The sequence below is a fragment of the Streptomyces sp. NPDC016677 genome (assembly GCF_055562815.1).
Genome location: NZ_JBVHEO010000002.1, coordinates 563,640 through 575,922, shown reverse-complemented (window position 1 = coordinate 575,922; position 12,283 = coordinate 563,640). Strand labels below are relative to the sequence as shown.

Here is a 12,283-nt window from a genome sequence, read left to right as displayed (position 1 = left end):
GTTCACGTCCTTGCTGGGAGGGCCGGGGCCGGGGTGCGGGCGCCGAGCGCGAGGGCGTGGCGCAGGTCGATCGCGGCGTGGTAGGGGCGGGCGTGGTCGGTGTTGTAGGCGAGTTCGTGCAGCAGCCGGTCCAGGTACAGCAGCCGGCGCAGGGGGTCGTCCACCGTGCGTCCGAGGAGCAGCCGCAGCACGTGCGCCCGCCAGACGTCGGCGGCGTGGAAGACCGGGCGCAGTACGGAGCGCTGCCCGGGCGGCCGGTCGCCGGCGCCGTCCAGCGCGTCCCGCATCGTCTCCATGGAGTCGACGCCGAGGCGCCGTGCGCTCTCGAAGGCCGCCTCGTCGGCGGTGAAGTACTCCAGGGCGCGCTGGACGGCGACCAGGTCCTGGACCGGCGACTGCGCGGCCCAGCCCGCCTCGCCGGGGCCGAGGGCGGGGGTGGACATGTCGATGACGTTCATCGACCAGCCTCCGTCGTCGCGCGGCCGGCACAGCAGGTGGGACAGGTGCAGGTCGCCGTGGCACGGCCCCGAGGGGAACCCCGCCGGGGCGGCGTCGAAGGCGCTCCGCAGCGCGGCGGCCTCCTGCCGCAGAGCCGTGAAGGCGGCGGCGCGCGGGGCCTCGGGCAGGTCGATGTCCGCCGAGGCCAGTGCGTCCGTGCGGGCGGTGGCCCGGGCCAGCATCTCCCGTACCGGGTACGGCGGCACGGGACCCCGGCCGAGCCGGCCGGCCAGATCGCGGTGGAAGCCGGCCAGGAAGCGCCCGGCGTCGCGCAGGTTGTCCGCGAGCGGGCGCAGGTGTGCCCGCACGACGTCGTCGAGTGAGCCGGGGGCCCGTCCGCCGGTCACCTTCGGCCACAGGGACCGCATGCTGTGCCTCAGCGGCAGGTCGATCCCGTCTCCGGGGGCGTACCGGTAGAACACGCCCAGCGGGCGGTGGGTGCCGTCGGCCGGGTCGACGTAGGCGTAGTCGCCCGCCCAGTCGGGGGTGCGGCCGGTCCCGTTCATCAGCCGCAGGAGTTCCGGCTCCCGGACGGTCTCGTCCAGCCGCCGGTAGGTCTTGTGGACGTAGGCGGTCCCGTCGTTCTCCACCAGGGACAGCACGTTGGAGGACCAGCCCCGCTCGAACGGCAGCCGGCGCACCGAGCGCGTGGTGAGTCCCGCACCGCGGAAGAGCACCCGGCCGCCGCGGGCGGTGGGCAGCCGGCGGCCGGCGCAGACCGCGTCCAGCACGGCGGAGTCGAACTCGACGCTGCCGTGCGCCTCTTCGGCGCGGTGCCCCGTGGGCGCGGGCCGCACCGGCACGAAGTAGCGCCGGCCCGACGCCGGCCCGCCGACGGCGGCCACGACCAGCAGGCGGGCGGTGGCGCCGAGGTCCGCGTGGTCGACGCACTCGAAGCGCTCGGCCCGCCGGCCGTCCTCGGGCATCCACGGGGCGGTGCGCAGTAAGGGGCCCAGATCGTCGTTTCTCATCATGCCAGGCTCAACTCCCGGTCATTTCGTAGCGGTTGACGCCGCGGCGCCAGACGGTCAGCGCGAGGGCCAGGGCGCCGGCGGTCACCACGGGCAGCCAGCCGAGCAGGCCGGTCCCGCCGCTCAGCAGGTAGACGCAGGGCACGTAGGCGGTGAAGGCGAAGGGCAGGACCCAGGTGAGCAGGGCCTTCAGCGAGGGGTGGTAGATGTCCAGGGGGTAGGCGGAGAACTCCGACACCTGGTTGGCCGCGTACATCGCGGGCATGCTCGTCACCGTCCAGAAGGACAGGGAGGCGAAGAGCAGCTTCACCGAGGTGTGCAGCAGCGCCCCGCACAGCACCAGCACGGGCGCCAGCACCCACTGCACGGGGCTGAGCGACAGGCCGAGCTCGCTCCCCGCGTATCCCACCAGGACGGCGCCGACGACGAGTTCGCCGAGCCCGTCGGGGTGGAAGAAGCGCTCCGACAGCAGGGAGAACAGCGGGTCGACCGGCCGGACGAGGTAGCGGTAGAACTCCCCGCGCTGGACCAGCTTGCGGCCCAGTTCCCACAACTGGTCGGTGAAGAGGTGGTCGAGCCCGCGCGGCAGCAGGGAGAACCCCAGCAGGAACAGCACCTCGTGGTACGACCAGCCACCCACGGCGGGGACCTGCCGGAAGACGAGGCCGACGACCGCCGTCTGGATGCCGACCCGCACCAGGAAAGCGCCCGCGCCGAGCACGAAGTCCATGCGGTACGCGGCCAGCCGGTGCAGGCCCACCCCGCCCAGGAACCAGGCCAGCCGCAGGTACCGCGTCATGGTGCGCGTCATCCGCCGAGCACCTCCAGCCGTCCCAGGGCGGCACGCCACAGCGCGGCGCACAGCAGCGACAGCCCGGCCGCCCAGGCCGCCTGCTGGACGAGCACCCCGGCGGCGTCCGTCCAGCCGTCGTAGCGGCCGAGCAGCAGGGTCAGCGGACCGTCGACCATGCCGCGGAAGGGCAGGACCCTCGCGAGCGCGGACAGCGGGCCCGGCATCAGCGCGAGCGGCACGAGCTGTCCGGCGAAGAAGGCGACGACGCTCTGCTTGACCATCCGCACGCCCCAGGTGTTGGTGGTGAGGAAACCGGTCATGCCGGTCAGCAGGTTCACGCAGAACGCCAGCAGCACCGACAGGGCGGTGGAGAAGGCGAACAGCAGCAGATCCGCCGGCCGGGGCGCGGTGAGCGGGACGAGCAGCGCGAACAGGCCGAGGACCGGCAGGCCGACCAGGACGGCGTTGGCCCCCACCACGGGCAGGCAGGCGAAGAACCGCGTCACCGGGTAGCTGACGGGGCGCACCAGCATGACCGCGACGTCACCCCGGTACACCTCGGCCGCGACCTCGTCGTCCACCCGGTTGGTGTGCAGCACCTGCAGGATCTGGGCCACCAGCAGGTAGGTGGTGATGTCCTCCACGGTGAAGCCGCCGGGTCCGCGGCCGGGTGTGCCCGCGTACACGGCGCGCCACAGGAAGACGGTCACCGCCGCCCCGGCGGCCGCGGTCATCGCGGTCATCGCGAACATCGAGCGGTACTGCAGCAGGGACTGCAGGCCGCTGGTGGCGAACGGCGTGTAGCGGCGCAGACGGGCGGTCATGCGGCACCGTCAGGTGTACGGCCGGCCTCGTCGGGGGTGCCGGCGGGAACGCGTGCGCGGCCGTAGATCTTGCGGAGCACGTCCTCCAGGCCGGGTTCGGGGGCGTACCAGTCGGCGAGGTCGAAGTGGTCCAGGAGGAAGGTGAGGACCTGCCGGGAGGTGTAGCGGCCGGCCGGGTAGTCGACGCGGATGCGGCCGCCGTCGTCCGGTGTGGCGCGCACGCCCGGCAGACCGGCCTCGACGCGGGCGCGGACGGTACCGGCCGCGGTGCCGTCCCGGTGGTCGAAGACGACCGAGCGGTGGTCGGCGGTGCGCAGCAGGTCCTTCAGGGTCCCCTGGTGGACGACCCGGCCGTGGTCGACGACCAGGGCGCTGTCGCAGATCGCGCCGATGTCGGCGATGTCGTGGCTGGTGAGCACCACGGTGGTGCCCAGCTCCCGGTGGGCGCGGTTGACCAGGTGGCGCACCGCGTCCTTGAGCACCATGTCGAGGCCGATGGTGGGCTCGTCCCAGAACAGGACGGCGGGGTCGTGCAGCAGGCTCGCCGCGATCTCGGCGCGCATGCGCTGGCCGAGGCTCAGCTGCCGTACGGGGGTCGAACCCAGCGCGTCGATGTCGAGGAGCTCGCGGAACAGGCCGAGGTTGCGCCGGTAGACCGGCTCGGGGATGTCGTAGACGCGGCGCAGGATGCGGAAGGAGTCCGGCACCGACAGGTCCCACCACAGCTGGCTGCGCTGGCCGAAGACGACACCGATGGTGCGGGCGTTGCGCTGCCGGTGGCGGTACGGCTCCAGGCCGGCGACCGTGCAGCGGCCGGAGGTGGGGGTCATGATGCCGGTCAGCATCTTGATCGTGGTCGACTTGCCGGCCCCGTTGGCGCCGATGTAGGCCGTCTTGGTGCTGGCCGGTATCTCGAAGGAGACGTCGTCGACCGCGCGCACCACGCGGTGGCGGCGGGTGAGGAGGGTGGAGAGGCTGCCGAGCAGGCCGGGTTTGCGTTCGGCCAGCCGGAACTCCTTGACGAGGCGCTCCGCCACGATCACGCGATCACCCGTTCGAGGGCCTTCTCCAGCAGCCGCAGACCCTCCTCGAGCCGGGCCTCGTCGAGGGTGAACGGCGGGGCCAGGCGCAGGATGTGGCCTCCGAGGGAGGTGCGCAGTCCCAGGTCGAGGGCCGTGGTGTAGACGGCCCGGGCCGCCTCGGGTGCGGGGGCGCGGCTGGTGGGATCGGTGACGAACTCCAGACCCCACAGCAGTCCCAGGCCGCGCACCTGGCCCAGCCGGTCGAAGCGGGACTCCAGGACGCGCAGCCGGTCCTCCATGATCTCGCCGAGGACGCGTACGCGGTCGATCAGCCGGTCGCGCTCGACGACCTCGAGCGTGGCGCGGGCGGCGGCGATGCCCAGTGGATTGCTCGCGTACGTCGAGGCGTACGCCCCCGAGGTGGCCGCTTCCGGGCTGCGCAGCAGCTCCGCACGGCCGGCGAGAACGGCGAAGGGGAACCCGCTCGCGGTGCCCTTGGACAGCATCGCCAGGTCCGGTTCGACGCCGAAGAGGTCACTGGCGAGGAAGGCCCCGGTGCGTCCGCCGCCGGTGAGCACCTCGTCCGCGACGAGCAGGACGCCGCCCTCCCGGCAGGCGTCCGCGATGCGTTCCCAGTAACCCGGCGGCGGCACGATGACCCCCGCCGCGCCGAGGACGGGTTCGAAGACCAGCGCGGAGACGTTGGGCTTCTCGGCGATGTGCCGGCGCACCAGCGTCGCGCAGCGCACGTCGCACGACGGGTACTCCAGCCCCAGGGGGCAGCGGTAGCAGTAAGGGCTGTAGCCCAGCACGCTGTTGCCGCTGAACGCCTGGTGGCCGATGTCCCAGTGCACGAGCATCCTGGCCCCCATGGTCTTGCCGTGGAAGCCGTGCCGCAGGGCCCCGATCCGGTTGCGTCCCGGCGGCGCGGTCGCCTGGACGACCCGCAGTGCGGCCTCGACCACCTCCGCGCCGGTGGAGAAGAACGCGTAGGTGTCGAGCCGCTCGGGCAGCAGCCTGGCGAGCAGGTCCAGCAGGCCGGCGCGGTCCGGAGTGGCGCTGTCGTGGACGTTCCACAGACGGCGGGCCTGGGCGGTGAGCGCCTCGACCACCTCCGGGTGCCCGTGGCCCAGGGACTGGGTGAGGGTGCCGGCGGCGAAGTCGAGGTACTGGTTGCCGTCGAGGTCGGTCAGCACGGGACCGTGCCCCTCGGCGAACACCCGGCGTCCGTGAACGGCTTCCTCGGAAGCGCCCGGCGCCAGATGCCGGGCCTCCCGTGCCAGGTACTGGGTCTGCCGTAAACCTGTCATCGCTGTCCCTGCTCGTCGGACCGGCTGTACGCGCTCACCGGCGAACTGCGGTGTGACACACCACGGTTGGCGGTTCGACTTGAGTCAAACACTTGAACGCAGATGACTGCAAGGCTTTGCGGATCGTTTCAGAAAGTTGTTGCGAGGGGGCGCGGCAGTCTGCTTGAGTCGATGTGCCCACGGCGACGCCACGCCTCTCATGCGAGGAGAGACCTGTGAGAAAACGCCCCCCGACCGGTCCGCCCCCGCGGAGGTCGAGGTGAAGGCCCTGGTCCTGGCAGGCGGAACCGGCAGCAGACTGAGGCCGTTCACGCACACCGGCGCCAAGCAGCTGCTCCCCATCGCCAACAGACCCGTGCTGTTCCACGCGCTGGACTCCCTCGCCGCGGCGGGCATCCGGGAAGTCGGCGTCGTCGTGGGGTCGCACGGCCGCGAGATCCGCGAACTGACCGGTGACGGCACGGAGTTCGGATTACGCATCACTTACCTGCGACAGTCCCGCCCGCTCGGCCTCGCGCACGCGGTGCGCATCGCCCGCGACTTCCTCGGTGACGACGACTTCCTGCTGTACCTGGGCGACAACTACCTCTCGCAGGGGGTCACCGACTTCGTGCGTCTCGCCGCCGCCGATGCCGCGGCGGCCCGGCTGCTGCTGACCCCCGTAGCGGACCCCTCCGCGTTCGGAGTCGCGGAGGTCGACGCCGAAGGGAACGTGCTGCGCCTGGAGGAGAAGCCCGACACTCCGCGCAGCGCGCTCGCCCTCATCGGCGTGTACGCCTTCAGCCCGGTCGTGCACGAGGCGGTGCGCGCCATCGCCCCCTCGGCACGCGGCGAGCTGGAGATCACCCACGCCGTGCAGTGGATGGTCGACCAAGGGCTGCGCGTGCGCGCCGAGACCACCACCCGGCCCTGGCGCGACACCGGCAGCGCGGAGGACATGCTGGAGGTCAACCGCCACGTCCTCGACGGGCTGGAGGGCCGGATCGAGGGCAAGGTCGACGCGCACAGCACGCTGATCGGCCGGGTCCGGGTGGCCGAGGGCGCGGTGGTGCGCGGGTCACGCGTCGTCGGCCCGGTGGTCATCGGCGCGGGCGCCGTCGTCAGCAACTCCAGTGTCGGTCCGTACACCTCCATCGGGGAGGACTGCCGGGTCGAGGACAGTGCCGTCGAGTACTCCGTCCTGCTGCGCGGCGCGCAGGTCGAGGGGGTGTCCCGCATCGAGGCGTCCCTCATCGGCCGCGGCGCCGTCGTGGGCCCGGCCCCCCGTCTTCCGCAAGCTCACCGTCTGGTGATCGGCGACCACAGCAAGGTGTACCTCACCCCATGAACGCAGCGATCCTCGTCACCGGCGGGGCGGGTTTCATCGGCTCCGCCTACGTCCGCCACCTCCTGTCGCCCCGAGGGCCCGGTGGCACGGCGGTGACCGTCCTCGACAGACTCACCTACGCCGGCAGCCTCGCACGCCTCCACGCGGTGCGCGACCACCCCGGCCTCACCTTCGTCCAGGGCGACGTGTGCGACGCGTCCCTGGTGGACGCGCTGGCCCGACGCCACGACCAGATCGTGCACTTCGCCGCCGAGTCGCACGTCGACCGTTCCATCGCCGACGGCGGCGCCTTCACCCGCACCAATGTGCTGGGCACCCAGGTGCTGCTCGACGCCGCGCTCCGCCACGGCGTGCGCACCTTCGTGCACGTCTCCACCGACGAGGTGTACGGCTCCCTCCCCCAGGGGGCCGCCAAGGAGAGCGATCCTCTGCGGCCCACCTCGCCGTACGCGGCGTCGAAGGCGGCCTCGGACCTGATCGCCCTGGCCCATCACCGCACGCACGGACTGGACGTCCGGGTGACCCGCTGCTCGAACAACTTCGGGCCCCACCAGCACCCGGAGAAGCTCATCCCGCGCTTCCTGGCCCGCCTGCTGTCCGGCGGCACCGTCCCGCTCTACGGCGACGGACGGTACGAGCGCGACTGGCTGTACGTCGACGACCACGTCCGGGCCGTCGAACTCGTCCGCGTGTCGGGCCGGCCGGGGGAGGTCTACAACATCGGGGGCGGCACCTCGCTGCCCAACCTGGAGCTCACGCACCGGCTGCTCGCCCTGTGCGGCGCGGGCCCGGAGCGGATCGAACACGTCCAGGACCGCAAGGGGCACGACCGGCGTTACGCGGTCGACCACAGCAAGATCACCACCGAACTCGGATACCGGCCCCGCACCGACTTCGCGGCCGCCCTGGCCGAGACCGCCCGGTGGTACGAGCGCCACGCGGACTGGTGGCGTCCGCTGCTCGCGTCCGCGTGACGCCGGGCCGGACCGGGACCACGGGACCTCGGCCGCCCCGGCGTGTGGTGTCCGGCGGATCAGTGCCGGCCCGGCGGGTGCTGGCCGTCCCGCGGAGTGGCGGCGGTGGACCCCCGGACCACCAGTTCCGGCATGAGGACGAACTCGGTGCGCGGCGGCGGCGTTCCGGACATCTCCTCCAGCAGCGCGTCCACGGCGATCTGCCCCATCGCCTTGACGGGCTGTCTGATCGTGGTCAGCGGAGGGTCGGTGAAGGCGATGAGCGGCGAGTCGTCGAAGCCGACGACCGAGAGGTCGCCGGGAACCGCGAGGCCCCTCTGGCGCGCGGCCCGGACAGCGCCGAGGGCCATCATGTCGCTGGCGCACACGACAGCCGTGCATCCCCTGTCGATCAGCGCGGACGCCGCTGCCTGGCCCCCTTCCAGAGAGAACAGTGAGTGCTGGATCAGCTCCCCGGCCTCCTGCGCAGACAGCCCCAGGTGCTCGTGCACACCGATGAGGAAGCCCTCGATCTTGCGCTGGACCGGCACGAAGCGCTCCGGCCCGAGCGCGAGCCCGATGCGCTCGTGCCCCAACTCGGCCAGATGTGCCACGGCCAGACGCATGGCGGCCCGGTCGTCCGGAGAGACGAAGGGCGCCTCGATCCGGGGGGAGAACCCGTTGACGAGCACGAAGGGCACCCGCTGCCGGTGCAGCCGGTCGTAGCGTCCGGTGTCCGCGGTGGTGTCGGCGTGCAGCCCGGAGACGAAGACGATGCCGGCCACCCCGCGGCCCACGAGCATCTCGGTGAGTTCGTCCTCGGTCGAACCCCCCGGCGTCTGCGTGGCCAGGACGGGCGTGTACCCCCGGCGCGTGAGCGCCTGCCCCATCACTTCGGCCAGCGCGGGGAAGACGGGATTGTCCAGCTCCGGTGTGATCAGGCCGACCAGCTCCGCACGCCGCTGCCGTGACGGGTACTCGTACCCCAGCGTGTCGAGTGCGGCGAGCACGGAGTCGCGGGTGTCCGTGGCCACACCGCGCGCGCCGTTGAGCACGCGGCTGACCGTGGCCTTGCTGACGCCCGCCTGGGCTGCGATGTCGGCGAGCCGCATGGTCATGGCATGGCACTTTACCCGCCGGCCGCCGCTGTGCCCACTGCGTGGGAAGACGACGGGGCCGCGCAGTACGCCTGTCCGTCGTCCGCACAATGGCTGAAACTGCTTGCAGCAAATTGCCGCAACTTCTTTCGGCGGCCTTTCGTCCCTGTTACGTTCCTGGCAACCCCGGCGCCGCGCAGGAGCGGTTGGCGTGAGGCCTCGGCGCCTCCGCCCAAGTCCGGGAAGAAACAGGGGAGTTCATAATGCGGCGTGGCATTGCGGCCACCGCGCTGGTCGCGGCTCTGGCCATGACGGCTTCGGCATGTGGCGGGGACGACGACGGCCGGAACGGTGCCGGCGGGGGCAGCGGGGAGCTGTCGGGAACCGTCACCTTCTGGGACACCTCCAACGAGGCGGAGAAGGCGACGTACCAGGCCCTCGCGGAGCGTTTCGAGAAGGAACACCCGAAGGTCGACGTCAAGTACGTCAACGTGCCGTTCGGCGAGGCGAACGCCAAGTTCAAGAACGCGGCGGGCGGCAACTCCGGTGCCCCGGACGTGATGCGCACGGAGGTGGCCTGGGTCGCGGACTTCGCCAGCATCGGTTACCTCGCCCCGCTCGACGGCACGGCCGCCCTCGACGACACGTCGGATTACCTCCCGCAGGCCGCGGCCAGCACGAAGTACGAGGGGAAGACCTACGCGGTCCCGCAGGTGATCGACACCCTGGCGCTCTTCTACAACAAGGAGTTGCTGAAGAAGGCCGGCGTCCAGGCACCCGCCTCCGTCGCCGAGCTGAAGACGGCCGCCGCCAGGATCAAGGAGAAGACCGGCGCGACCGGCCTCTACCTGCGGGGCGACGACCCGTACTGGTTCCTGCCCTACCTCTACGGCGAGGGCGGCGACCTGGTCGACGAGAAGAACAGGACCGTCACCATCGACGACGGACCCGGTGTGAAGGCGTACCGGATCCTCAAGGACCTGGTGGACAGTGAAGCGGCCATCACGGACGCGTCCGACGGCTGGAACAACATGCAGAACGCCTTCAAGTCGGGCAAGGTCGCCATGATGCTCAACGGTCCGTGGGCCATCGAGGACGTCAAGGCGGGAGCCCGGTTCAAGGACTCCGCCAGCCTCGGAGTGGCCCCCGTCCCGGCCGGCAGCGCCGGTCAGGGATCACCTCAGGGCGGGTGGAACCTGTCGGTGTACGCCGGCTCGAAGAACCTCGACGCCTCCTACGCCTTCGTGAAGTACATGAGCTCCGCCGAGGTGCAGCAGGAGACCACCGAGAAGCTGAGCCTGCTCCCCACCCGCGCCTCCGTCTACGAGGTGCCGGCCGTCGCGGACAACGAGATGGTGAGGTTCTTCAAGCCGGCGGTCGACAAGGCCGTGGAGCGACCGTGGATCGCCCAGGGCAACGCCCTCTTCGAGCCCGTCCGGCTGCAGATGGCCAACGTGCTGGCCGGCAAGACCAGCCCGGACAAGGCGGCGTCGAGCACCGGCGACGCCTACCGCAAGCTGCTCAAGGACTACAAGTAGGCCACGGGAAGGTGGACCGACGACCCATGGCTGTCGAGACCGGCCAGTCGGCGACGAAGGCCGCGGGCACACAGGGGGCCCGCGGCCGGACCCACCGCACCGGCCACAAGAATCCCAGGACCCCGGGGCGTCTGCGCAGGGCCCTGGCCACCCACTGGTACGCCTGGAGCATGGTCGCCCCCGTGGTGGCCGTGATCGGCGTGATCATCGGATACCCCCTGGCGCGCGGCGTCTGGCTGTCCTTCACCGACGCCAACGAGGCCAACGTCGAGCGCACCATCGGCGTCAACCACATCCCCGCGACGTACGAGCACGTCGGACTCGCCAACTACCGGGCGATCCTCGGTGACGGGGTCTTCTGGGACCGGCTCGGCTGGACCGTGGTGTGGACGGTCAGCTGCGTGGCGCTCTCCTTCGCCCTCGGGCTGGCCCTGGCCGTCATGCTCAACCGCACCTTCAAGGGCCGCACCCTGTACCGCACGGCCCTGGTCCTGCCCTGGGCGGTGCCGGCGTTCGTCTCCGTGTTCACCTGGCGCCTGCTGTTCAACGAACGCAGCGGCCTGTTCAACGAACTGCTCACCGGCGCCGGGTTCGACCGGATCTCCTGGCTGAACGACCCCACGTGGGCGAAGATCTCCGTCATCGCGGTGAACGTCTGGGTGGGCGTGCCGTTCATGCTCATCGCCCTCCTCGGCGGCCTGCAGTCCATCCCCGGAGACCTCTACGAGGCCGCGGAGATGGACGGGGCGAACCCCTGGCAGCGCTTCCGCCACATCACCCTGCCCGGACTGCGGTCCGTCTCGAGCACGGTCGTCCTGCTCAGCACCATCTGGACCTTCAACATGTTCCCGGTGATCTTCCTGCTGACCCGGGGCGGCCCGGGCGACGCCACCGAGATCCTGGTGACGTACGCCTACCGCCTGTCCTTCGTCATCAGCCCGCGGGACTACTCCACGTCCGCCGCCTGGGGCGTGCTGATCCTGCTCCTCCTGGCCCTCGTCACCGCGGCCTACCGCCGCGCACTGCGCAAGCAGGGAGACACCTGGTGACCGACACGATCACGCGCACCCCCGTACGCACCGAGCCGTCGGCCTCCGCGCGCAAGCGCGGCGAGCGCGGCCCGCTGGCCTCGCTCGGACTGCACCTGACCCTGCTGACCGCCTCCGTCGCCGCGGTCTTCCCCCCGCTGTGGCTGCTGGCCACCTCCTTCAAACCGAAGACCGACGCGTTCGACACCTCGCTCGTCAAGGACTTCACGTTCGGCAACTACAGCCATGTCGTACGTGACACCGACTTCCTGTCCTGGCTGCAGAACTCGCTGGTCGTCGTCGGACTGACCACGCTGATCGGCGTCTTCATCTCCGCCACCACCGGCTACGCGGTGAGCCGTTTCCGCTTCCCCGGCATGCGCCCCCTGATGTGGATGCTCCTGCTCACCCAGATGTTCCCGGTCGCGGTGCTCATCGTGCCGCTGTACAACCTGCTCGCCAACCTCGGGCTGCTCAACCAGCCGATCGGACTGGTCGTCACCTATCTCACCGTCGCCGTGCCGTTCTGCGCCTGGATGATGAAGGGCTACTTCGACGGCATCCCGGTCGAGATCGACGAAGCCGGCCGGGTCGACGGGCTCACCCCGTTCGGTACGTTCTGGCGGCTGGTGCTGCCCCTGGCCAAGCCGGGGCTCGCCGTCACCGCCTTCTACACCTTCATCACCGGCTGGGGCGAAGTGGCCTACGCGTCCGCCTTCATGACCGGCGAGGAGAACCTCACGCTCGCCGGGGGCCTCCAGACGTTCGTCAACCAGTACACGAGCGACTGGGGCGCGCTGACCGCGGCCGCCGTGATCATCGCGGTCCCCGCCGCGATCGTCTTCGGACTCGTCCAGCGGCATCTCGTCTCCGGCCTGACCGCAGGCGCCACCAAGTCCTGACCGTCCCCCAACGCAGGCAG

General features: G+C 71.3%; 11 protein-coding genes. 5 read left to right on the top strand and 6 right to left on the bottom strand.

Annotation, left to right across the window (positions count from 1 at the left end; genetic code table 11):
- Positions 1-2: 2 nt before the first annotated feature.
- The 5 genes from ACZ3IG_RS07920 to ACZ3IG_RS07900 are packed head-to-tail and all read right to left on the bottom strand — an operon-like array spanning position 3 to position 5,418.
- Entirely contained in the window at positions 3-1,469 is a 1,467-nt protein-coding gene (locus ACZ3IG_RS07920) for a phosphotransferase (protein WP_467429973.1), read from the bottom strand.
- A gap of 10 nt (positions 1,470-1,479) precedes the next feature.
- Entirely contained in the window at positions 1,480-2,280 is an 801-nt protein-coding gene (locus tag ACZ3IG_RS07915; RefSeq protein ID WP_398791360.1) for an ABC transporter permease, read from the bottom strand.
- A complete protein-coding gene (locus ACZ3IG_RS07910) occupies positions 2,277-3,086 on the bottom strand; it encodes an ABC transporter permease (protein WP_467429972.1) in 810 nt (269 codons plus the stop codon). The genes ACZ3IG_RS07915 and ACZ3IG_RS07910 overlap by 4 nt, the downstream gene beginning before the upstream one ends.
- The gene (locus ACZ3IG_RS07905) at positions 3,083-4,129 is read right to left on the bottom strand and encodes an ABC transporter ATP-binding protein (protein ID WP_467429970.1); all 1,047 of its coding nucleotides are present in this window, start codon (positions 4,127-4,129) and stop codon (positions 3,083-3,085) included. Before ACZ3IG_RS07905 ends, ACZ3IG_RS07910 begins: the two co-directional genes overlap by 4 nt.
- Positions 4,126-5,418 (bottom strand): aspartate aminotransferase family protein, encoded by a 1,293-nt coding sequence (locus ACZ3IG_RS07900; RefSeq protein ID WP_467429968.1) that lies wholly within the window; start codon positions 5,416-5,418, stop codon positions 4,126-4,128. The genes ACZ3IG_RS07905 and ACZ3IG_RS07900 overlap by 4 nt, the downstream gene beginning before the upstream one ends.
- A 259-nt stretch (positions 5,419-5,677) precedes the next feature.
- Here ACZ3IG_RS07900 and ACZ3IG_RS07895 point away from each other — a divergent pair, with 259 nt between their 5' ends.
- Both ACZ3IG_RS07895 and rfbB read left to right on the top strand, forming a co-directional pair.
- Positions 5,678-6,745, top strand: coding sequence for a glucose-1-phosphate thymidylyltransferase (locus ACZ3IG_RS07895; protein ID WP_467429966.1), 1,068 nt, complete (start codon positions 5,678-5,680; stop codon positions 6,743-6,745).
- Positions 6,742-7,719 (top strand): dTDP-glucose 4,6-dehydratase, encoded by a 978-nt coding sequence (rfbB, locus tag ACZ3IG_RS07890; RefSeq protein ID WP_467429964.1) that lies wholly within the window; start codon positions 6,742-6,744, stop codon positions 7,717-7,719. Before ACZ3IG_RS07895 ends, rfbB begins: the two co-directional genes overlap by 4 nt.
- Positions 7,720-7,778: 59 nt before the next feature.
- Here rfbB and ACZ3IG_RS07885 read toward each other — a convergent pair whose 3' ends face one another.
- Positions 7,779-8,816: a LacI family DNA-binding transcriptional regulator gene (locus ACZ3IG_RS07885; RefSeq protein ID WP_467429962.1), complete on the bottom strand. Its 1,038-nt coding sequence runs from the start codon at positions 8,814-8,816 to the stop codon at positions 7,779-7,781.
- 242 nt (positions 8,817-9,058) lie between these two features.
- Between ACZ3IG_RS07885 and ACZ3IG_RS07880 the strand changes: the two genes are divergently transcribed.
- From ACZ3IG_RS07880 to ACZ3IG_RS07870, 3 genes are read left to right on the top strand one after another with little or no spacing between them, the layout of a single operon-like run.
- Positions 9,059-10,333, top strand: coding sequence for an extracellular solute-binding protein (locus tag ACZ3IG_RS07880; RefSeq protein WP_467429960.1), 1,275 nt, complete (start codon positions 9,059-9,061; stop codon positions 10,331-10,333).
- 26 nt (positions 10,334-10,359) lie between these two features.
- Positions 10,360-11,382, top strand: a complete 1,023-nt coding sequence (locus tag ACZ3IG_RS07875) for a carbohydrate ABC transporter permease (RefSeq protein WP_467429958.1) — start codon at positions 10,360-10,362, stop codon at positions 11,380-11,382.
- A gap of 8 nt (positions 11,383-11,390) precedes the next feature.
- Positions 11,391-12,263, top strand: a complete 873-nt coding sequence (locus ACZ3IG_RS07870; protein ID WP_467430550.1) for a sugar ABC transporter permease — start codon at positions 11,391-11,393, stop codon at positions 12,261-12,263.
- The last annotated feature ends 20 nt before the right edge of the window (positions 12,264-12,283 follow it).

Coding starts and splice junctions, on each gene's coding strand:
- ACZ3IG_RS07920 (WP_467429973.1), bottom strand. CDS start 1,469: ATGAGAAACGACGATCTGGGCCCCTTACTGCGCACCGCCCCGTGGATG.
- ACZ3IG_RS07915 (WP_398791360.1), bottom strand. CDS start 2,280: ATGACGCGCACCATGACGCGGTACCTGCGGCTGGCCTGGTTCCTGGGC.
- ACZ3IG_RS07910 (WP_467429972.1), bottom strand. CDS start 3,086: ATGACCGCCCGTCTGCGCCGCTACACGCCGTTCGCCACCAGCGGCCTG.
- ACZ3IG_RS07900 (WP_467429968.1), bottom strand. CDS start 5,418: ATGACAGGTTTACGGCAGACCCAGTACCTGGCACGGGAGGCCCGGCAT.
- rfbB (WP_467429964.1), top strand. CDS start 6,742: ATGAACGCAGCGATCCTCGTCACCGGCGGGGCGGGTTTCATCGGCTCC.
- ACZ3IG_RS07885 (WP_467429962.1), bottom strand. CDS start 8,816: ATGACCATGCGGCTCGCCGACATCGCAGCCCAGGCGGGCGTCAGCAAG.
- ACZ3IG_RS07880 (WP_467429960.1), top strand. CDS start 9,059: ATGCGGCGTGGCATTGCGGCCACCGCGCTGGTCGCGGCTCTGGCCATG.
- ACZ3IG_RS07875 (WP_467429958.1), top strand. CDS start 10,360: ATGGCTGTCGAGACCGGCCAGTCGGCGACGAAGGCCGCGGGCACACAG.